The sequence below is a fragment of the Aggregatibacter sp. Marseille-P9115 genome, assembly GCF_920939465.1.
GTDB lineage: Bacteria > Pseudomonadota > Gammaproteobacteria > Enterobacterales > Pasteurellaceae > Aggregatibacter > Aggregatibacter segnis_B.
Genome location: NZ_OV100759.1, coordinates 22,256 through 44,029, shown reverse-complemented (window position 1 = coordinate 44,029; position 21,774 = coordinate 22,256). Strand labels below are relative to the sequence as shown.

The following is a 21,774-nucleotide window of genomic DNA, read 5'->3' as shown; positions in this document are numbered from 1 at the left end:
CGAGCCAATATTTCATATCATATTTTCATCAACTTAACGCGAAATCACCTCTTTTGTGAAAGATTCCATCTCCGCTTTACGCCATGGCGTTGAGAAGAAAATAGTATCTTTCAAGCCAGATTGACTATCTAGTGGGCGTACACCAAATTCTTCACTTAATTTTTGCTGTACTTCAGGTGACGTAATCCAATGAACAAAAACAAGTGATGCTGCTGGGTTTGGCGCATTTTTCGCCACAGTCACTACATTACCGCCACCAGGCATACCAAATTTTGGTACATAGAATTTCAAGCGGTCAGTAATCGCACCTTGTTTTTGCAAACTGAATAAGTGATCTTGCCATGCGGAAACAATCACCAATTCACCGTCATTTAGGCGGGTTAGGCTGTCAGCATTGGAGGCGGTGCGGATTAACGCATCTTTTTTACTACTAAACCAGTCCCAAGTTTTTTTCCAGTTAGCAATTTGTGCCTCATCAATTTTATCGGTGCGATAATCATAGTCGCCATTAATATAGACTAAGGCACGTTGAATAAATGCATTACCGGAACTGCCACCATTCGGATCAGAATAACCAAATTTTTTCGGATTTTTATCAATATAACTTTCCATATCACCCCAAGACTGAGGTAACTCCTCTTCTTTAATCCGTAACGGGTCATACGCTAAACCGGTTTGGTTACCCCAATAACCTACCGCCACATCACCTAATTCTACCCCTTGCAAATGATGGTTGAGTTTGTCGAAATTCGGCAAATTGTTGAGTTTGACAAGAATATCATTTTTCGCCACGTTACCTAGTCTGTCCGCATTAAGTACGATAACGTCCATTTTGCCGGTTTCCAAATTTTTCTCAGCAATTAATTTATTAATATTGCCGTCTAGTGTCCCCTCCGGTACTTTGACTTTAATGCCGTACTGGCTTTCAAACGCTTTGACAAAATTACGGAATTGAGGTTGTAAATACCATACACTTACGGTGACTTTCCCCTCTTTTTTTGCCAAATCTTCAATTTCACTCCAAGATTTACCAGTTAAATCTGTAGCCGCAGAGGCAAGCGTACTTACAGCTAAAGCTGCTGCGGTAAGACTAATAGAAACAAATTTACGGATATTTTTTTGCATAAGATTCTCCTTGTTAAAATTATGCTTTTCCTGTGGATTGAGAGAGATAATTCCCTTTCAGTAATTTTTCGATAATCATCATTAAAATGATGTTAGGCACCAACAAGATAATAGACACCACGGCCGCATTCGGACGAATGAAAGAATAGCCGAGGAAGGAATATAAAATCGTTGGTACGGTGATGAAATCCGGTGAACCGATAACGAAAGCAATAGCAAATTCTTCGATACTTTTCACCAAACAGAAAATAATCGATGCCAAAAAACTTGGTTTTAACATCGGCATGTATACGTCTTTGAAAACAGTAAACTTAGATGCCCCTAGGTCACGGCTGGCATCAATGAGGTCTTGTGGTACAGAAGAGAAACCGGCAGATAAAATACGAATAGCGTAAGGCAAAGTGAGTACGACATGGCCGATAACAATACCAATAAACGGATTATTAATATTTAAATCCAATAACATCCGGCTGAAAAATAACGCAATAATCATACCGGGAATAACCAACGGAATCAGTGTTAATAATTCCGCTAATTTTTTACCTCTAAATTCCATACGCCCAAAAGCATAGGCGGTTGGCAGAGAAAGTAAAATCGTGATCAGAGAAACTGTAGGCGCAATGGTATAACTGTTAAACATGGCCTCCGGTAAAGACGTGGTTTCCCATACGATTTTCCAACGTTCAAAAGATAATGATTGAGGGAAAATATCCGGATAACTCCAAGGCTTTTCCGGATCCACTAATGACCAAAGCCCCGCCATTAAAAATGGCAAAAACAACCAAATAAAATTGGCAAGAATAAAGAAAGTTAAAGAAATACGTGCGATTAATCGACCATTTTTCGTTGTGATTTGTGCGGAACTGCTCATTTGACTTCTCCACGTTTGACGGCTAATGGTTTAATTAGTAATGACACTAAAATGGTGAAAAAGGCAGAGGTCAGCATAATGGTTAACGCCATGACCGCACTTTGATTCCACTCTTCAAATTCATAGGCGGACATTTGCATTAAACGCGCCAAAGAATAAGTGCTACGCGGACCGGCGATGCTATAAAAGGCAAAATCGCCCAATGCGCCGATAAAGATCAAAATAAAGGAAACCTGCACCGCACCTAAGGTCAGCGGAAAGATCACATAACAAAAACGTTGCCAAGGGTTAGAACCTAAATTCGCAGCAGCGTCTAATAAATCGGTTTTCAACGAATTGACCGCGCCCCCAATAAGAATTAAAGCAAAAGGAATGTTTTTCCACATTTGTAAAATCACTACCCCCCAGCCAAATTCGTCATTTTGTAGGGTTTTCGGTTCGTCCCAAATGCCTAAATAAACAAACACTTCATTAAGAATACCGTGATAAGAAATCATATTGACAAACAAAAAAGCAGCAACCAAACCCGGTACCAACATAGGCGCCCGTAAGATGGTGATGATCGTTACCTTGGCAGGCAATTTTTTACGCAACCACATAGCAATAGGATAAGCCACGATGATGGATAAAATCGCGCCTAATAGGGACACTTTTACGGAATACATATACGAATTTTGAAATACGGGACTGTTTAATACCGCTCTCCAATATTCCAGGCTAAATTGGCTTTCTTCACCACTCATACTGTATAAACCGAGGCTCTGCGAAACTACAATATAGAATGTGGACCCCATTAAAAATAGGATCGTACCTAAGCCACTACACAGCAAGAGCCATGCTTTTAGATCATTTTTGAAATTTTTCATTTTACGGACTCCAAAAATGTAATCGCATTGCGAGGAATCGTAAAAGTAAGTTTATCGCTTAAACTTGGGCATTTCGTCAGTTGCAAACGTAATTTTTTCTCTTCATCATTACGTTTAATAACACCTTGTACTTCCGTGATATTTCCCATAAACGCGGTGTTGACAATATCCACCGTGATTTGATTTTCCGCTTCTGTTTGTGCGTTTGGTAACAATTCAATATCTTCCGGTCGAAAACAAATATAAATCCGTTCTGATTCCGGTTTTTTCTCAGAAAATACTGTGAAATCACCAAAAATAGAACTGACCGCATACAGATTTTCACCGATGTTTTTCACGTTGGCTTTCGTGATATTCGCGATACCGATAAAATCTGCTACAAAGCGATTTTTCGGATGATGATAAATATCTTGCGGAGAACCGATTTGCTCAATCGCCCCTTTATTTAGAACGATAATTTTATCGGACATGGTTAAAGCTTCTGCCTGATCATGAGTCACATAAATACTGGTTAAATTATATTGCTTGGAAAGTTGCTTAATTTCAAAACGCACACTTTCGCGCAATTTAGCGTCTAAATTTGAAAGCGGCTCATCAAATAAAATTACATCAGGGCGGGTTACCATAGCACGAGCCAATGCAACACGTTGTTGTTGTCCACCAGAAAGCTCGCTTGGTAATTTTAGTTTATGAAACTCTAAATCCATTTGTTTCAACGCGAGGTTTAAACGCTGCTTTTGTTCTTCTATATCGATTGAACGTTGCTTTAAGCCATAACAAATATTGTGAGAGACGTTGAGGTGAGGGAAAAGGGCATAAGATTGGAAGCACATGGCAGTATTACGTTTTTCCGGCGGAACATCATTAACATTTTTTCCTCCGATCAGAATTTCACCTTCATCCGGCACATGGAAACCAGCAATGAGTTTCAACAACGAGGTTTTACCACAGCCACTAGGTCCCAATAAGGTGACAAACTCCCCTTCCTCGGCGGTAAAAGTAATATTATTCGCCGCGTAAAAATCACCAAATTTTTTTGTGATATTTTTAATTTCTAACTTTGCCATGTTGACATCCTTCCTGCTTGGCTTATTTAAATTTATTGTTGTATTAATAAACTTGCAGGAATTGGGTGTCAATTAAATAGGCGGGAGAATCTTGGATTCGTGATAAGGATCACATTGCCCATTGAATTTATTAACATTATAAAAACAATAATGATAATTTACAGTTAGAGCATATTACGCATAATCAGTTTTATATAGCTCATTACTTAACTTCTCAATCCCCATAATCTCTTTTTTCGCTTCATCAATTTCTGCTTGAATGCCAAATGCTTTTGCCAAATTATCAGCAGTTAACACTTGTGTTGTTTCGCCATTGGCAATGATTTCTCCTTGATTCAATAAAATTACTTCATCGCAGAATTTATAGGCTAAAGAAAGGTGGTGGATTGCGACCACGCAGGTGTGGCTTGGTGTGAGGGATTTCAGTTGTTCCATCATATCGATTTGATAAAACGGATCGAGGGCTGCGATGGGTTCGTCAGCGAGCAATAAAGGGGCATTTTTGATACAACAACGGGCAAGTTGTACACGGGCTTTTTCACCGCCGGAAAGTTGCCGAAAGGATTTTTCTAATAAATGTGAAACGGAAAACGTTTCTGAAATCGACCGCACTTTTTCTTGTTCTTTGGCTCGATTAGGCGGATTCGGCAGGCCTAACGCGATAACGTCATACACAGATAAATCCCAGTGAATCTCGGTATTTTGTGCAAGGTAAGCTAACTGTTGGCTTTTTTGTGCGGCGCTCATGGTGGTTAATCTGTTGTCATCGAACCAAATTTCACCTTTATCAATAGGCAAAATACCGGCAATGGTTTTCAGCAACGTCGATTTGCCCGCACCGTTAGCTCCCATAATGCCGACCAATTTGCCCTTTGAAATAGTACAGTTAATGTGTTTTAAGCCGTAAGGTTGGGAGAGATTCTCGATTTTAATCATAAAGTTACCTTGCCAATCTGCGTTGTTCCGTCAATAAAATCCAAATTAAACACGGGGCACCAATCATTGCCGTGAGCGTGCCGATGTAAATGTGAGAGAAAAACGGCACATACTGCACACAAAGATCAGCAATTAACAGCAATAAAGCCCCAAATAAGGCACTTGTTATGTAAAGTTGTGATGGGCGTTGCTTCAATAAAATTCGTGCAAAGTGCGGTGCGATTAAACCGATAAAACCGATGGCACCCGTTTGCGGAATGGTTGCACCGACGAGCAACGCAACACCAAAGGTGGTGATAAAAAAACTGCGTTTCGGATCGATCCCCATGGTGCCGGCGGTCTCTTCACCGAAACTGAGTAAATCCACATAACGACGTTCGCGGTATAAACAAACTAAACCAAACAGAACGATCAGCAGTGAAATCACCAAAGTGTCAAGCTTCGCCCACACTAATGAGCCTTGTAACCAACGATAAAGCTCTGCTAGCGCCCAAGGGCTTTTGGCGTTAGATAACAACAACGCAATGGCGGCACCAAGCAACATATTCACCGCCAAACCACTGAGGAGCATCATGGTCGTGCCATGATTTTTGGCAATGGCATACACCAATAAAAAACTCGCTAATGCCCCTGCAACACCGCCGAACAGCAATACCGTAAATGGCACAGAAAAATAATAAAGAATAAGCACACTGGCAGCAGTTGCCCCGGCGCTACTGCCGAGCAAACCCGGGCTTGCCAATGGATTTTGAAAAATACCCTGCATGGCATTCCCTGCAAGAGCAAGACAGGCGCCGGTTAAAATCGCCAAACCAATGCGCGGTACACGAACATCCCACAGTACAAGCGAACGCATATCAGTGAGCACCCCATCCGCATTTTTAAGATGCGCAAAATCGCCGAGTTGATGATAAAGGGCGATGCCTGTTATCAGTAGCAAAAATGAGAAAAGTGCGGTGTTTAATTTTTGTGTTTTTGTCAAGGTGCTATTTCCTGTGTAATCCAAAGATCATTTGGTATGTTCTTCGTTTTAATGTTATCAAATCTCTTCCTATTAATTTAACAAATCTCCCCTAACCCCTCTTTACTAAAGAGGGGGACTATTGTATCGATAATTTATCATTCTGATGTCTTTCATTTTAATCATGCATACATAAAAATTATAAACTCACCATCTGGGTTAATTTAATAACGAAAATCCCCCTCTTTAGTAAAGAGGGGTTAGGGGAGATTTGTCTAATTCAGAAAGATTTGTCGAATTCCATGACTTAGATTGTTGATAAATCCTCTCCGCCCCCTGCCACACGCCGTGATCAAAGCAATAAGTATATTTCATCGGAATACGAAAGTGCGGTCGATTTTCAAAGTATTTTTTTAGCAGCGGATGGTCAAGCAATTCCGCCTGTTCGTTATAGCTTTGTTGGTCAGTGATTTCGATTAACCCGTTAGGTTGAACAAGCAGCACTTTTTCCAATGAAAAATTTTGCGGGGTCAATGGGTATTTTAACGGTGTTAAACCAAGCAATGTTAATAGCACGTTATATTGCGGGAAAATGGGTTCCACTGCACCGGTTTCCGATAACATTAGCGTATCGGTCAAGGACACATTCAGTTTGGTCTTTTGTGATGTTAATTTTGCTACCAACTGTTCCGCATAGGCTTCATTACCGGTGATTTTTCCGAGTTGCAACAGGAGTTCAAATAATTCTTCAGCGGTTTGTGGGCTGTCGTTAATCGGCACTATTTTTACACCAAGGCGCTTTAAATCAGCGACCAATTGCGGATAAAAGGTTTCATTAATCAATAGCGTTTTATCCAAATAAGGCAACAATGCAGTAAGTTGCGGTTCAAGGATAGGTTTATCCCGGTTAATTTTATCCAGCATCATGCGGGGATGTTGAGAGTAAGGCGACATTGCCGCGATTTGTTCCGGCCGGGCAATTTCCGCAAGCAGTCGGTCGCTGCACAAGGTGAGCGAAACAAATTCCTCCGCGTGTGCAGAAAAGGAAAGAAAAAGTGCGGTGAAAATAACGGATGTTTTTTTCATATAACGAAGGCGGGTTTTCAGCCCGCCATGATTAAAAAATTCGGCGGACTAAAGTCCGCCTTATGATTAGAACGATCCTCTCAAACCAACATAAACATGACGTCCGTCTTGACCATAGCCAAGGACGTTTTCGTATTTTTTATTAAATACGTTGTTTAAGTTCGCATAAATATTGAGGTTTGACGTGAGTTGGTAGTTCACACCTAAATTTGCCAAGGTATATGAAGGCATTTTGAAATCGCCGGAATCAAGACGTTTACCCACATAAGACACATTGACATCAGAACCTAATTGTTCTGTGACTTGATAAGCTAACCCTAGGTTTCCGGTGTGTTTCGGACGACGAACATAGTTTGAACCATATTGATCATTTTCAGATTTAATATAGGTGTAAGTGTAGTTCGCATAACCTGAAAGGCTATCAGTAAATTTTCCGTTATACACAATCTCTACGCCTTTAATTTTGGTTTTACCATCACGGTTTACCGCACGATTTGTTGGATTCATGTAATTGCCGGTAAGGGAATTTTCGTCACTTAAAAAGTTATCTACATTACGGGCAAAATAAGTCGTATCCAAGCTATGACGCTTATCATCGGTTTCAAGTAAAACACCAAATTCGCCCCCCAAGCTTTTTTCTGCTTTCAAGTTCGGGTTAGCTAACCAAGTGCCACCCCAACCGTAATATTCGGACATGGTCGGATTGTGAATAGCTTTACCCAAACTAGCGTGTGCTTTTACATTTGGTGATAAGCGATAAGCACCGGCAAGACGTGCGGTGAAAGCATTTTCAAATACGCTGTTGTCAGTATAACGACCGCTAACAGAAAGGCTGTGGTCCGCTTCAGTAAATAAACGGTACTCTGCGGCAACACTTTTCTCTGTTAATTTTTTCTCGGCAAAATTGTAAGCGGAAGCGATATATTTCGTATTTTGGTAATCCGCTAATACGCTGACGGCTTGTTTGACTTCGCCTTCACGGTCGAAGTTAATATCAAGTTGATAGTTCGTATTCAACTTTTTGCTGTCGTATTCTGTTTTACCAACAGCGGAAGCCCAACTTTGATATTGTGCAGTATCAGCATCCGTTTTAACGTGACTTACCGCCACCTTATGCACGAATAAATCTTCTGCATTACCAAAATAGCCGCTTAATTTATAGCGGGTTTCGCGTGTACGGGTATTGTCATCAAATTTTCTTTCGTACTCTGCACTATTATCGAAATGAACGGTTTGAGATGAATGTGAAGCCAGGAAATCAACGCCTTTTTTACCATCATCAAAACCTAAACGCATAGACACATTATCACGGTGGAAGCCGTCTTTTTCAGTTGCCGGCACGTTTGTGCTTTTCGCGCCGGATACGCTCGTATAATTAAATACGCGTTCGCTACGCGCAGAAATCCCTTGCGTACGATGGCTATCGCCATGAAGGGCATAGTAAAGACCGTGATGTTGACCGGAAAGGGTAACAGAGCCATCACGGGTGCGGTGTGAACCTGCACCTAAGTCGAAATCAACGTTAAATTCTTTGTCTTTATATAATCCGCTTTTGGTGGTGATATAAACCACGCCACCCATGGCATCACTACCCCAAAGTGCAGATTGCTCACCACGTAACACTTCGATTTGTTCAATGTTACTTAACGCTAAACCGCCGAAATCAAAGTTAGTATCAGCCGGATTAACACGAATGCCGTCAATAATGACGGTAGTATGTTTTGAATTTGCGCCACGTAGGAAAAGACTTGTTATCGCACCGCGTCCACCGCTGGCGCCCATTGCCACGCCAGGCACGGTTTTCAACACATCGCTCACATAAGTCGCGTTGCGCTCGGCAAAATCTTTTTCAGTGAGAACAGTAACAGATGAAGCGGTTTGATCTTGGTTCACCGGGGTGGCGTACGCAGAATAAACACTGATAGGTTTTAATTCGGTTTTTGCTTGTTCAGCGGCAAACGCAAGCGCCGGTAAACTGAATAACATTGCTGTCGTAATAAGATTCTTCTTCATTCTAAATTTTCCAATGTGAAAGACGAAATTTGCCACAAAAAATGGCGCCCTTTTTTCAGGCGCCACATCATAGCACAGGAAGCAAAAATTACTTACCGTGCACCACAAAATCTTCGATATTTTGCGCGACTTTATTCACTAAGGTGGTGACCGCCGAATCACTTGCCCAAGCAATATGCGGCGTGATTAATAAATTTGGTAAACGTTTTGCCGCTTGGATTAACGGATTATCTTTTTCCGGGGGTTCTTTGACCAACACATCCAAGGCTGCCCCGGCAATTTTGCCGTTTTCTAGCGCCTCTAACAATGCTGTCTCATCCACTAATGGTCCTCGCCCGGTATTGATGAGATAAGCGGTCGGTTTCATTAATGCCAACGTTTCAGCATTGATTAAATTTTTTGTGGCGTCGGTTAACGGGCAATGCAGCGTAACAATATCCGCTTGTTTCAATACGGTTTCAAATTCAGTGTAGCCTTCACGAATATGGCTTGCCCCTTTGTGTTCCGCATACAAGACATTCATACCCAATAATTGCGCCAAACGCCCCACTTCTGTGCCTAAGCAACCTTTACCAAATACACCTAACGTCGCGCCACGCACATCTGTTATCGGGTAATCGGTGTAGCAGAACTGTCCGCAGGTGGCCCAACGATCAGAGGTCACTTGATCGCGATGATACCCAATAAGACTATGTTTTAATGAGAAAATCATGCCCAATACATGCTCCGGCACAGTCACACTGGAATACCCCGTCACATTTTTCACGGCAATACCCAAGTCTTTCGCGGCGTCTAAATCAATGTTGTTGGTACCGGTGGCAGTAATTGCGATGAGTTTTAATTTCGGTAAGCGGCTTAATAATTCTCGGTCAAACACCACTTTGCTGGTCACCACAATATCGGCGTCTTTGGTACGTTCAAACGTTTCCTCCGGCAAAGTGCGGTCATATTCCGTCCAAGTGTGTGAAAAGCTTGGGCGTGGAATATCATGGCTTGCGGGAATACCGGTACGATCGAGAAAAACAATGTTCATCAAAAACTCCTTTAGTTTCACAACGTTTGAATATAACGTCTAACCTTAAATAAGCCCTTGCGTAAAAACAAGGGAGAGAAAGGATTTTTGTGATTTGTGTGATCCCGATCTAAAAAATGCAGCGAAAAAGCACCGCACTTTGATGGCGATTCTTAAGAGTCCAGCAACCAATTTCGCAAAATTTGCTCACCATATTCCGAAATATAGGATTCCGGGTGAAATTGCACCCCGTAAATCGGCAACGTTTTATGCTGCATGGCCATAATGATGTTGTCATCACAACGGGCGGTAATTTGCAATGCGCTTGGGAAATTCTGCTCATTTACCGCCCAAGAATGATATAAGCCAATTTGAAAGGCCTGCGGCATATCTTTAAAGAGAAGGGATTCCGCCACACACTGCAACCGCTTGGCTTGCCCATGACGTGGGGACGGAAGATTATGTAATTCTGCACCAAAGAATTCACATAACATTTGATGCCCTAAACACACGCCCAAAATGGATTTGCTGTGCTGATAACGTGCCAGCAAGTCGAATAATATCGGATAAGCGCGTGGTACATCTGGGCCGGGAGAAATCAATAAATGAGAAAAATCGTCCACGGCATCTAAATCCAGTTCTTCCACATTGACCACTTGAAATGGCACGTTCAACCGGCGGATATAATCCACTAAGTTGAAGGTAAAAGAATCGTGATTATTGATGATCAGTAGCGACATAAACTCTTTCTCTGAGGGCTAAGTAGGCAGTGAAGTATATAATTTTATGGCAATTTAAGCTAAAATTTTCGCCGATTTTTCACGAGATAATGTTATGTGGCAAGATTTTATTCAACAAGCAAACCAATTTGGCAAAGCGAAAACGCCCTTCTTCTTTTTAATCGATTTTGAGCAACAAAAACCGATATTGTGTCCGTTAAATCAAATGGATGAACAAGGGATTTTCGTCCAATTTCCCGACTATACCAACGTGAATTGGCGGGAAGATTTACCGATAGCGCCTTTTTATTTACATAAACAGCCAATGAATTTTGCCGACTATCAAAAAGGCTTTGATTTAGTACAACAGGAACAGCGCTTCGGTAATTCCTACTTGCTGAATCTGACCTACCCGACACCGATTGAAACCCATTATTCACTACGTCAACTTTTCCAACAGAGTCAAGCGAAGTATAAATTGTTGTTCAAAGATCAATTTGTGTGTTTTTCACCGGAATGTTTTGTCAATTTATACGACAACCATATTTTCACTTATCCGATGAAAGGCACCATTGATGCAACACTTCCCCATGCCCAAGCCACCTTGCTCAACAATCAGAAAGAACAGCGAGAACATTACACCATCGTGGATTTAATGCGGAATGATTTAGCCACCGTCGCTAAAAACATTCAAGTGACTCGCTTTCGTTATGTGGAAGAAATCCAAACAGAACGCGGCGCCATTTTGCAAACCAGTTCTGAAATTCGTGGTGAATTGGCGGAAAACTGGCAGAAAGAAATCGGCTCTCTTCTTGCCAAACTGTTACCGGCCGGATCTATCAGTGGCGCCCCAAAAGAAAAAACCGTACAAATTATTCAACAGGCGGAACAACAACCTCGTGGCTATTACACCGGTATATTCGGTATTTTTGACGGTGAGAAATTACAAAGTGCGGTGGCAATTCGTTTTATTGAAGACACAGAAAAAGGCTTTGTTTTCCGCAGCGGTGGGGGCATTACCATTCAAAGTGACGCACAGGAAGAATATCAAGAATTGATTCAAAAAGTGTATGTGCCGTTACAGAAGGCTTAACCATGGAATTTCCTTTATTTGAAACCCTTGCCATCGAACAAGGCAAGATCTGCAATATCGCACTCCATCAACAACGCTACGAACGCAGCTTACAGGCGTTTTATGGCAAACAAAGTGCGGTCGATTTTCCTCGCATTTTTCAACTTGCCGAACATATTCGTGTACCGCTCGAACTGACTGCCGAACCGCTGATTCGTTGCCGAATCGATTACAATGCGGAACAAATTCAATGCCGTTATTTTCCTTACCAGCGTAAACATTACCGCACCTTTAAACCGGTTGTCTGCGACCACATTGATTACGGCTTGAAATTCGCTGACCGTACTTTATTAAACGAATTACTTGCGCAAAAAGGCGATTACGATGAAATCATGATCATCAAAAACGGATATGTCACCGATTGCACTATCGGCAACCTTATTTTCCGCCAGGGCACACAATGGTTCACGCCCGACACGCCACTCCTTGAGGGCACCCAACGGGCGACATTATTAGCCCAAGGTCGTATAAAAGTGCGGTCGATTTTAGCCATGGATTTGAGTTTGTTTGAAGAAATCAGGTTGATCAATGCGTTGAATGGATTGGAATAAAAAATTATCCTGCAATATTTAAGCAAGAAAAAGTGCGGTGAAAAAACAGCGAGGATTTTCACCGTATTTAAATCCTTACACAGATCACAAAATTCACATTTTTTGCTTAATAAAAACGCGCAAGTCAGCATAATGGTAAAGGTTATTTCATCAGGAGATTTTACTATGCAAAAAATGTTACTACTTAGCGGTTCTCGCTATGGCAATACAGGCTATTTGGAACATGCCATTCCGTGGTTACAGGATTTTTTATCAGCATACCAAGGCAAGAAAATCGCCTTTTTGCCTTACGCAGGCGTGCGTCAAACCAACGATCAATACGAACAAAAAGTGCAACAAATTCTGGCGCCCTTAAATATGGAAATTCAGTCGGTACATCATGGCAAACCGCACCGCGCCATTATTGAACAAGCGGATGTGCTCGCCATTGGTGGCGGCAATACGTTTTGTTTGCTAAAGCAAATGTATGAACATGATTTATTAGACATTATTCGTGAAAAAGTGAAAAGCGGAACGCCCTATTTCGGTTGGAGCGCAGGCGCCAATATGGCAAGCAAATCGATCATGACCACCAACGATATGCCAATCACCTATCCGCCATCTTTTGATGCGCTTAATCTGTTCCCTTATCAAATTAACCCGCACTTCATTTCTGGCAAAATGCCGGAGCATAACGGGGAAAGCCGTGAAGAACGTTTTGAGGAATTTTTATTGGTGAACCCGACGGCACAAATTTACGCCATGCCGGAAGGAACCGCGTTTTTAATTAACGGAAATCAGGTGAAAATTCTGGGTGAACATAATATTGTGCATTTCAGTAAAAATATGCAGCGCCGTGATATTCCTGCCGGTTCGGTGTTTGAAATCTGATTGTGAATAAAAAAGTGCGGTTGGTTTTCAGTTTGTTTTTCAGACGTGAAAAACGTTTTGAAAATTGACCGCACTTTTACTGGAAAGATTAAAGAAAATTATTTCTTAAACACGCTCACATTATTAAAACCGCTTTCTTTTAAATACAGCGCCTGCAATTTGCTCATCACGCCACGCTCGCAATACAACACATAATGCTTGCTTTGATCCAACTCGGCGAATTGACCGGAAAGCTTATAGAACGGCAGCAGAATCATTGCTTGATTTTCAATGTGTAACGGGTTTTCGTCAATTTCTTCCGGGCTACGAATATCAATGATCACATCATTTTCCCCTAACACAGACACGGCATCCACGGAAACGACATCTTTCTCTGTTTGCTCGGCAATTTGGCGAATATCTAAATATTGCGCATTTTCCACCGCACTTTCCAACACGGCAAAATTGAAATTACCTTCTTCCTGTTCAATTCTCGCTTTGATTGCTTTCACTGTTGGATTTTTGGAAATCACACCGCAAAATTCCGGCATGGATTTGGCAATATCATCGGTGCCAATGTGTTTTGCCATAGCGATGATTTGTTCTTTGTCGTGTGTAATTAACGGGCGTAACACCAACACGTCAGCGGCTTCATCAATTAAACGTAAATTGGTTAAGGTTTGGCTGGAAACCTGTCCTAGCGCTTCCCCTGTCACAATCGCCTGAATGTCGAAACGTTGCGCGATTTTGGACGCCGCGCGCACCATCATGCGCTTGAGTACCACGCCCATTTGGCCGTTATCCACGTTTTCCAGGATCTCGCCTACCACGCCTTCAAAATTGATTGCCACGAAACGCACTTTGTGGGAACTGCCGTAACGTTGCCAAATGTGATACGCCATTTGTTTTACGCCAATTTCGTGTGCTGCGCCGCCTAAATTAAAGAAGCAATAATGCACGCGTGAACCACGACGTAACAACATATAACTGGATACGCCGGAGTCAAATCCGCCGGAAATCAGCGACAACACATCTTCCTGCGTGCCAATCGGATAACCGCCGATGCCTTCATAACGGGCACGCACCAGCATCATTTTGTCATCTTCAATTTCAATACGCACCGTCACATCCGGATTTTTCAGTTGTACTTTGGCGCTGGCAATATGTTGATTCAATCCGCCACCGATGTAACGCTCGGCTTCCAGTGAATTAAATTCATGTTTGCCTTTACGTTTTACTCGCACGCAAAAGGTCTTATTTTCTAATTGGGATGCCACATCCGACAGTGTTTGCTCAAAAATCTCATGCAAGTTCGCGAAGGGCTTTTCTTCCACTTGCAGAAAATGGTGAATGCCCGGAATGCGTTGTAATTGCTCGATAAGCATCGGTAAATTTGCGTCGATTTTCGACCGCACTTCGATGTAATCCCAATGCTTTATTACCGCGACTGTATCATCATATTTTGTTAATACATTACGGATATTGCTGGTCAGAATTTTCACGAACCGTTTCCGCACGGATTCGCTTTTAATCATAATTTCAGGAAATAATTTGACGATAAATTTCATGCTAATTCACTTTTTATCCAATAGAAAAATGCGGCGTATTTTAGCAGATAGCGCAGAAATTACCATGCTGAGGATTGTTTATTAACAATGAACAATTATCTACTCTGCTCCGCCATTAATTTTTCCTGCCTTTCCTCATCACCACCAAAATGTGATCGTTCTCGCAGTTTCAAACCTTGCATTATGTTCAAATTGAACAATGGCCCTCTTTTAAGGACAAAATATTAAATGCCTGATGGCAGTGAAAGATCGGGTATATCACTTTGATTCACAACGTAGAAAAAAGGAGAGAACAGATGGCAAAAGATCTTAATGTCTTTGACAAACACTACGGTTTATTGATCAACGGCGAATGGACGAATGGTTCAGAAGGTAACACTTTAACAGCGCATAACCCTGCAAATGGAGACGCATTGGCGACCTTTATTGACGCCACCGATGCGGATGTGGATGCTGCCGTAAATGCCGCCAAAGAAGCCTTTAAAACCTGGAAAAATACCAGTGCGACAGAACGTGCCACGATTTTAAATAAAATCGCAGACATTATTGACAAAAATACCGAGTTATTTGCCTTGCAAGAAACACTGGATAACGGTAAGCCGATTCGCGAAACGCGCGCTGCAGATATTCCGTTGGCATCCGATCATTTCCGTTATTTTGCTAGTGTAATTCGTTCCGAAGAAGGTGTGGCAAACCAACTGGATAACGAAGACTTGTCCCTGATTTTACGCGAACCGATTGGCGTTGTTGGTCAAATTATTCCGTGGAACTTCCCGTTTTTAATGGCCGCATGGAAAATTGCGCCGGCGTTGGCGGCAGGTTGTACCGTTGTAATTCACCCGTCTTCCTCCACTTCATTGAGTCTGCTTTCCTTAGCACAAAAAATTAATCACTTATTGCCAAAAGGGGTCTTCAATGTCATTACCGGCAAGGGTTCCAAATCCGGCGAATATATGCTGCGTCACCCTGGATTTAGCAAACTGGCGTTCACCGGTTCCACCGAAATCGGTCGAAAAATTGGTATGGCTGCGGCTGAAATGTTGATTCCATCCACCTTGGAATTAGGTGGCAAATCCGCCAATATTTTCTTTGACGATATGCCATTTGATAAAGCATTAGAAGGCGCACAAAAAGGGATTCTCTTCAACCAAGGGCAAGTGTGTTGTGCCGGTTCACGGATCTTCGTACAAGAAAGCATTTACGATAAATTCATCGCGGCATTAAAAGAAGAATTTAAGAAAGTTAAAGTTGGCTTGCCTTGGGAAGATGACACGCAAATGGGTGCACAAGTCAACGGAAATCAAATTAAGGTGATTAGTAAGTATGTTGATATTGCCAAAGAAGAAGGTTGCCAAATCATCCTTGGTGGCGGTAAATCAACCGACCCGGCATTGGCTCGCGGCGAATTTTTCCAACCGACTTTAATTTTGGCGCCGGACAACAAAAAACGCGTGGCACAAGAAGAAATTTTTGGGCCGGTTGCTGTGGTGATCAAGTTTAAAGATGAAGCAGATGTGATCCAAATGGCAAATGACAGTGATTATGGTCTAGGCGGTGCGGTGTGGACGTATAACATTAACCGTGCACTACGGGTTGCACGTGCCCTTGAAACCGGTCGTGTTTGGGTGAACTGCTATAACCGTTTACCGGCCGGCGCACCGTTCGGCGGTTATAAAACTTCCGGTATCGGCCGTGAAACCCATAAAATGATGCTTGCCGCTTATACACAGGTGAAAAATATCTTTATCAGCACCCGTGAAGAACGCGAAGGCATGTATTAATCTTTTCATTTCCAGTCTAAAAACAAACCGCACTTTGATTTTATCCCTTCAAAGTGCGGTTTATTTTTCATATGTTTTTACTTTTCGCAGGACTCTCCGCTCAACTGCGCAATTTCCTGTTTTAATGCATACGGCATATGCCGAGGCCCGCGTACCGCAGTGACACCGAATTGCGCCATTTTCGCGCGGGGAATAAGACGCTTATCGTATTCTTTCAGACAACGAATTTTCATCACCCGTTTCACCTGTAAATCATCCGTTCGTTTTTGGTGATACGGAATGTTTACCTCCAACACCACACATTTATAACGAATGGCTCCCGTAGGTTCGGTAACATACATATACACAATGTCATCCACGGCAATATTGTTACTCTGCTTCCAGTAAATTTCACCGCCTTCGCGCAAATCTTTCTCCACATCGTAATATTTCGGATTAGCCGGCACGATCCACTCCGTATAACGGGCGATCCCCAGCTGTTTTTTCACTTGTCGGGTGGCGGTGAGATCAAAACTGGCATTTAATAAAAACAGTATGGTGTCTTTTTCTACTGAGCCATCTAACAACACCGTTAACCAGTGGTTTTTATTCATGTGGTATGCCGGTAAAAAGCCTGATTGAGGTAAAAATAAACTTAACATTTCTGGGGAACATTTGACGTTCATCACCGATAATTTTCCTGAGCCATTTAACCCCAATGATGTTTTCTCAACATTCATTACAATGGCATACCATTTTCGATTATCGGCATGACGCAACACCGCATAATCTGGATGGGTCTTCCACAAATATTCCGGTTTAGTGCCATATTGGGTGAAGACATAGTCGAAAATTTGTTGGGTTAGCTCAGCCATTCCAGGTTCCTCTTATTACTTTGATAACATCATTTTACGCCAACTTAGCCCTTAAAATAAAAGATATTAATTTCCACATCATTATTGTGCTTTTTAGTTCAACAGGCATATTATATTCCTTGAGAAAGGACTCAATTTAATCATATGAATAATGGATTATTCACCGCAGAGAGCAATCTCACTCTAATTAATAAACTCGGAGGAGTTATATGGAAGGGAAAACAATTGCGCCAATTGAAGTAAAAATGGGCTTCAAATGGCAAGGGTTACTGCTTTCAGTGATTGTCGGGATGGCAATTTGGTTGATACCAATACCGGAAGGGCTTTCTGCCAAAGCATGGGGTATGCTTGCCCTATTTGTTGCCACGATTGTGGCGATTATCGCTAAAGCCATGCCTATGGGCGCAGCAACATTAGTCGCACTCGTCATTAGCGGTTTAACCGGCTTAACACCGTTATCGCCCGCCAAAGGGGAAGTGGGCATGTTATCCGGTTTTTCCAACGGAACCATTTGGTTAATCGCCATTGCGATGTTTTTATCTCGCGCGGTCATCAAAACCGGTTTGGGAAAACGTATTGCCCTCTATTTCGTCGCACGTTTCGGTAAAAAAATGATGGGTGTTGCTTATGGTATCGCGCTAGCCGATGTGGTCATTGGTCCAGGAATTCCGTCTGCCTCTGCGCGTGGTGGCGGTATCATGTATCCCATCATGCAGTCCATCGCTGATGCCTACGATTCCAAACCCGGCCCAACTGCCAGACGTGCCGGTGCATTTCTTGCCATCGCCGTATCACAAATCGACACAATCGTGTGTACCATGTTCCTCACCGCAATGGCAGGTAACCCGTTAATCGCGGAACTTGCCAAAGGTCAAGGCGTTGAAATTACGTGGATGACTTGGTTCTTAGGTGCCATCGTACCGGGCGTTATCAGTTTGATCGTGTTGCCTTATTTCGTCTATTTGATTTATCCGCCTGAACTCAAAGACACACCGAAAATGGCAGAAATGGCGCGTGAAGAGTTGCATAATATGGGGCCAATGAGCAAAGCGGAATGGATCTTGGCACTTGATTTCATCTTATTGTTGTTCTTATGGACCGTAGGTGATTTGGTCTTCCATATTCCGGCAACAGTTTCCGCCTTTATCGGTTTGGTGATTTTGTTACTCACCAACATCATGAGTTGGAAAAATATCGTTGCTGAAACCACCGCATGGGACACCATGTTCTGGTTTGCGGTTTTGGTGATGATGGCAAATGCATTGAATAAATACGGTGCCATTGCTTGGATTTCAAGCCATATTTCCTCCTCTGTGGGGGCATTCAGTTGGCCGGTTGCCTTTACGATTTTAGTCTTAGTGTATTTCTACACTCGCTACTTTTTCGCGTCTGCCATGGCGCATATTTCCGCCATGTACTTGGCATTCGTTGCGGCAGCCATTGCCGTTGGCACACCACCGATTATTGCCGCGCTCGGCTTAGGTTATACCTCTACCCTCTCAATGAGCTTAACCCAATACGCCGGTGGCCCTGGCCCAGCCCTCTATGGCTCCGGTTATAACTCAACCGGTCAATGGTGGGGCGTCAGCTTCGCCACATCCATCGTATCACTGATTATCTGGTTTGGTGTCGGTGGCTTATGGATGAAACTATTAGGTTGGTGGTAACTATATTGCGCTTTATCGCTCACCTAAAAATCTTATAAAAAAATGACCGCACTTTATTTTTCAACCTAAAGTGCGGTCACTTTTTTCAGTATTTTTTAAATTAATCTGCGAGAAATAATGGCCCCATCGGCATTTTCGGCAACGCAAATCGGTCGGGGTAAAGCACGTTGACCAAATATAATCCTTCCGGTTTAGCTGTCGGTGCGGCGAGAGTACGATCTTTTTGCGCCAACAACCAAGCTAACCATTCCACCGGTTGATTGCCGCAACCCACCTCAATTAAGCTCCCCACAATGTTACGCACCATATGATGAACAAACGCGTTTGCTTGAATATCCACAATGATATATTGCCCCTGGCGACTGACGTTTAAATGGTGCACATTACGCCACGGCGTATTGGATTGGCATTGCGCGGCACGGAAAGAACTGAAATCATTTTCACCGAGCAACGCCTGTCCCGCCTGGTGCATTAATTGATGATCGAGTTCCAAATGACAATGCGTCACGCCTTTCGGCAAAATGGCTGAACGCAGTTTATTACAATATAAAATGTAACGATAACGACGAGCGGTAGCGCTAAAACGGGCATGAAAATCATCATCAACCACTTTCGCCCACCGCACAGCAATATCATCGGGCAAATTCGCATTGACACCAAAACTCCAGGCTTTCTCAGGACGATTAGCGGTCGTTTCAAAATGGATCACCTGCTCAGTGGCATGTACGCCGGAATCCGTACGACCTGCACAGAAAATACTGATTTCTTCATTCGCTACCGTAGAAATCGCCCGCTCCAATTCAGCCTGTACGCTGGCTACTTTTTCTTGTTTCTGCCAACCGAAATACTGTTTTCCGTCGTATTCCACACCTAATGCAATTTTCATGTTCTGCCCTGATTTTACTTAAAACGGCGTGCATTATAACAAGGCTTGGCGGATCTCAAAAACATTCTAAAAATCCACCGCACTTTTGCTGAATTTCGCACATAAAAAAAGCAGAGATTGCTCTCTGCTTTTTGAAAAAACGTATAAAAATTAACGTTTGGAGTATTGTGGACGACGACGTGCTTTGTGTAAACCCACTTTTTTACGTTCAACGCGACGTGCGTCACGAGTAACGAAGCCTGCTGCACGAAGTGCTGGGCGTAAGGTTTCATCGTATTCCATCAATGCACGGGTAATACCATGACGGATTGCACCCGCTTGACCAGAAATACCACCACCTTTAACAGTGATGTATAGGTCTAATTTATCAGTTAATTCAACCAATTGTAACGGTTGACGAACTACCATGCGAGCAGTTTCGCGACCGAAATAAACGTCTAATTCGCGTTGGTTGATAACAATCTTACCATTGCCCGGTTTGATAAATACACGAGCTGAAGAGCTTTTGCGGCGACCTGTGCCGTAGTTTTGATTCTCTGCCATATCCTAAAACCTCGTGATTAAATATCTAATACTTGTGGTTGTTGTGCAGCGTGTTGGTGTTCAGCACCTGCGTACACTTTTAATTTACGGAACATTGCACGACCTAATGGACCTTTTGGCAACATACCTTTAACCGCAATTTCAATCACTGCTTCAGGACGGCGTGCGATCATTTCTTTGAAAGTCGCTTGTTTGATACCGCCTACATAGCCTGTGTGCCAGTAGTAAATTTTATCGCTGTCTTTGTTACCGGTTACAGCAACTTTGTCCGCGTTAATAACGATGATGTAATCACCTGTGTCAACGTGCGGAGTATACTCAGCTTTATGTTTACCACGAAGACGACGCGCTAATTCAGTCGCCAAACGACCTAAAGTTTTACCTGTCGCATCTACTACATACCAGTCGCGTTTAACCGTTTCTGGTTTTGCTACAAAAGTTTTCATTAATTAATTACCAATATAATAATATTAATACCCAGTGCTTAAAAAAGCACAACCAGTTATCTTAATCTTCACCCCTTCGAGTGCGATCTCGACAAAATAATGCGCGGTGGGAATCCGCAGCATTTACAGGGTCGGGCGATTATACAGAAAATTTCACCGAAAAGCTAACGGTTTTATAGGGAAAATACGATAAATTTTGACCGCACTTTGTCTTTTTATTCTTCACCATCAAATTAAAAATCTAGGGTTTGCGTCCTAACAGGCAAATCACGGAACTGGCGCCAACATGACGGCTGCCTTCATTCATTTCTCGTACATCGTGTTCTGCCAGCAACCATTCCAAGCCCGATAACGCTTGTTGCATCTCCGCTAAAGTGCCGAGCATTTCAACATGGCTAGGCCCGCCGGTGCCATAACGAAGTTGATCGGGATGATAAAACACACCGGCAAACAAGCCGCCCGGTTGCAAGGCATTCACAATACGTTGCATGATTTGGGTTCGTTCCGGTTCCATAAAATGACAAAAGACAGACGTAATCACTGCATAATGCGCCGTAGGCATCGTCATGTCAGCAATATTTGCCAATCTTGTCGTGAAGGGCACCTGATACTGATGCGCCAATGCTTGCGCTTTTCGCAATCCAACTTGAGACAAATCCACGCCCTCCGTTTCTAATCCGTGACGGGCTAAAAAGATGCCATTACGCCCTTCTCCCGTGGCAAGATCTAAGGCTCTTCCCGAGGTTGGCAAGTAAGGCTGAATTCTGGCGATAAACTCATTGGGTTCCGTGCCGAAAATGTATTCTTCCGTTTGATAATGCTCATCCCATTTTGTCATGTA

Annotated in this window: 21 protein-coding genes; 5 read left to right on the top strand and 16 right to left on the bottom strand. The window is 42.7% G+C overall.

Going from position 1 to position 21,774, the window contains the following annotated elements; genetic code table 11:
* Nucleotides 1-33 precede the first annotated feature (33 nt).
* From LQ983_RS00205 to LQ983_RS00160, 10 genes are all read right to left on the bottom strand, one after another.
* Entirely contained in the window at nucleotides 34-1,125 is a 1,092-nt protein-coding gene (locus LQ983_RS00205) for an extracellular solute-binding protein (protein WP_230621205.1), read from the bottom strand.
* A gap of 19 nt (nucleotides 1,126-1,144) precedes the next feature.
* The gene (locus tag LQ983_RS00200; protein ID WP_111294256.1) at nucleotides 1,145-1,996 is read right to left on the bottom strand and encodes an ABC transporter permease; all 852 of its coding nucleotides are present in this window, start codon (nucleotides 1,994-1,996) and stop codon (nucleotides 1,145-1,147) included.
* On the bottom strand, nucleotides 1,993-2,862 hold the full coding sequence (locus LQ983_RS00195; protein WP_230621204.1) for an ABC transporter permease: 870 nt from the start codon (nucleotides 2,860-2,862) through the stop codon (nucleotides 1,993-1,995). The genes LQ983_RS00200 and LQ983_RS00195 overlap by 4 nt, the downstream gene beginning before the upstream one ends.
* The gene (locus LQ983_RS00190) at nucleotides 2,859-3,929 is read right to left on the bottom strand and encodes an ABC transporter ATP-binding protein (RefSeq protein WP_230621203.1); all 1,071 of its coding nucleotides are present in this window, start codon (nucleotides 3,927-3,929) and stop codon (nucleotides 2,859-2,861) included. The genes LQ983_RS00195 and LQ983_RS00190 overlap by 4 nt, the downstream gene beginning before the upstream one ends.
* Nucleotides 3,930-4,103: 174 nt before the next feature.
* Nucleotides 4,104-4,865 (bottom strand): ABC transporter ATP-binding protein, encoded by a 762-nt coding sequence (locus LQ983_RS00185; protein ID WP_230621202.1) that lies wholly within the window; start codon nucleotides 4,863-4,865, stop codon nucleotides 4,104-4,106.
* Between the two features lie 4 nt (nucleotides 4,866-4,869).
* A complete protein-coding gene (locus LQ983_RS00180) occupies nucleotides 4,870-5,847 on the bottom strand; it encodes an iron ABC transporter permease (protein WP_230621201.1) in 978 nt (325 codons plus the stop codon).
* Nucleotides 5,848-6,072: 225 nt separating this feature from the next.
* Complete coding sequence (locus tag LQ983_RS00175) at nucleotides 6,073-6,912, bottom strand: helical backbone metal receptor (RefSeq protein WP_230621200.1); 840 nt, start codon at nucleotides 6,910-6,912, stop codon at nucleotides 6,073-6,075.
* 66 nt (nucleotides 6,913-6,978) lie between these two features.
* Nucleotides 6,979-8,925, bottom strand: coding sequence for a TonB-dependent siderophore receptor (locus tag LQ983_RS00170; protein ID WP_230621199.1), 1,947 nt, complete (start codon nucleotides 8,923-8,925; stop codon nucleotides 6,979-6,981).
* Between the two features lie 88 nt (nucleotides 8,926-9,013).
* Nucleotides 9,014-9,958, bottom strand: a complete 945-nt coding sequence (locus LQ983_RS00165) for a 2-hydroxyacid dehydrogenase (protein ID WP_230621198.1) — start codon at nucleotides 9,956-9,958, stop codon at nucleotides 9,014-9,016.
* 152 nt (nucleotides 9,959-10,110) lie between these two features.
* Nucleotides 10,111-10,677 carry an anthranilate synthase component II gene (locus LQ983_RS00160; RefSeq protein WP_230621197.1) on the bottom strand — a complete coding sequence of 189 codons (567 nt, stop codon included), beginning with the start codon at nucleotides 10,675-10,677 and terminating at the stop codon, nucleotides 10,111-10,113.
* A 94-nt stretch (nucleotides 10,678-10,771) separates the two neighbouring features.
* On the opposite strand from LQ983_RS00160, the gene LQ983_RS00155 reads away from it, so the two are divergent.
* The 3 genes from LQ983_RS00155 (at nucleotide 10,772) to pepE (ending at nucleotide 13,209) form a co-directional block, all read left to right on the top strand.
* A complete protein-coding gene (locus LQ983_RS00155; RefSeq protein ID WP_230621196.1) occupies nucleotides 10,772-11,749 on the top strand; it encodes an aminodeoxychorismate synthase component I in 978 nt (325 codons plus the stop codon).
* A gap of 2 nt (nucleotides 11,750-11,751) precedes the next feature.
* Complete coding sequence (locus LQ983_RS00150) at nucleotides 11,752-12,339, top strand: aminotransferase class IV family protein (protein WP_230621195.1); 588 nt, start codon at nucleotides 11,752-11,754, stop codon at nucleotides 12,337-12,339.
* A 165-nt stretch (nucleotides 12,340-12,504) separates the two neighbouring features.
* Nucleotides 12,505-13,209, top strand: coding sequence for a dipeptidase PepE (gene pepE, locus LQ983_RS00145; protein WP_230621194.1), 705 nt, complete (start codon nucleotides 12,505-12,507; stop codon nucleotides 13,207-13,209).
* Between the two features lie 98 nt (nucleotides 13,210-13,307).
* Here the strand turns inward: pepE and thiI are convergent, their stop codons facing one another.
* Complete coding sequence (gene thiI / locus LQ983_RS00140) at nucleotides 13,308-14,756, bottom strand: tRNA uracil 4-sulfurtransferase ThiI (protein ID WP_230621193.1); 1,449 nt, start codon at nucleotides 14,754-14,756, stop codon at nucleotides 13,308-13,310.
* Between the two features lie 296 nt (nucleotides 14,757-15,052).
* Between thiI and LQ983_RS00135 the strand changes: the two genes are divergently transcribed.
* Nucleotides 15,053-16,537 (top strand): aldehyde dehydrogenase family protein, encoded by a 1,485-nt coding sequence (locus tag LQ983_RS00135; RefSeq protein ID WP_048750419.1) that lies wholly within the window; start codon nucleotides 15,053-15,055, stop codon nucleotides 16,535-16,537.
* A gap of 77 nt (nucleotides 16,538-16,614) precedes the next feature.
* Here the strand turns inward: LQ983_RS00135 and LQ983_RS00130 are convergent, their stop codons facing one another.
* On the bottom strand, nucleotides 16,615-17,391 hold the full coding sequence (locus LQ983_RS00130; RefSeq protein ID WP_230621192.1) for an MmcQ/YjbR family DNA-binding protein: 777 nt from the start codon (nucleotides 17,389-17,391) through the stop codon (nucleotides 16,615-16,617).
* Nucleotides 17,392-17,600: 209 nt separating this feature from the next.
* On the opposite strand from LQ983_RS00130, the gene LQ983_RS00125 reads away from it, so the two are divergent.
* On the top strand, nucleotides 17,601-19,058 hold the full coding sequence (locus tag LQ983_RS00125) for a DASS family sodium-coupled anion symporter (RefSeq protein ID WP_109103823.1): 1,458 nt from the start codon (nucleotides 17,601-17,603) through the stop codon (nucleotides 19,056-19,058).
* 100 nt (nucleotides 19,059-19,158) lie between these two features.
* On the opposite strand, the gene truA is transcribed toward LQ983_RS00125, so the two are convergent.
* From truA to LQ983_RS00105, 4 genes are all read right to left on the bottom strand, one after another.
* Entirely contained in the window at nucleotides 19,159-19,944 is a 786-nt protein-coding gene (gene truA, locus LQ983_RS00120; RefSeq protein WP_230621191.1) for a tRNA pseudouridine(38-40) synthase TruA, read from the bottom strand.
* Nucleotides 19,945-20,094: 150 nt separating this feature from the next.
* Nucleotides 20,095-20,487, bottom strand: coding sequence for a 30S ribosomal protein S9 (rpsI, locus tag LQ983_RS00115; protein WP_230621190.1), 393 nt, complete (start codon nucleotides 20,485-20,487; stop codon nucleotides 20,095-20,097).
* A 17-nt stretch (nucleotides 20,488-20,504) separates the two neighbouring features.
* Nucleotides 20,505-20,933, bottom strand: coding sequence for a 50S ribosomal protein L13 (gene rplM / locus LQ983_RS00110; RefSeq protein ID WP_006718336.1), 429 nt, complete (start codon nucleotides 20,931-20,933; stop codon nucleotides 20,505-20,507).
* Nucleotides 20,934-21,174: 241 nt separating this feature from the next.
* Entirely contained in the window at nucleotides 21,175-21,771 is a 597-nt protein-coding gene (locus tag LQ983_RS00105; RefSeq protein ID WP_230621189.1) for a bifunctional 2-polyprenyl-6-hydroxyphenol methylase/3-demethylubiquinol 3-O-methyltransferase UbiG, read from the bottom strand.
* Nucleotides 21,772-21,774: the final 3 nt, after the last annotated feature.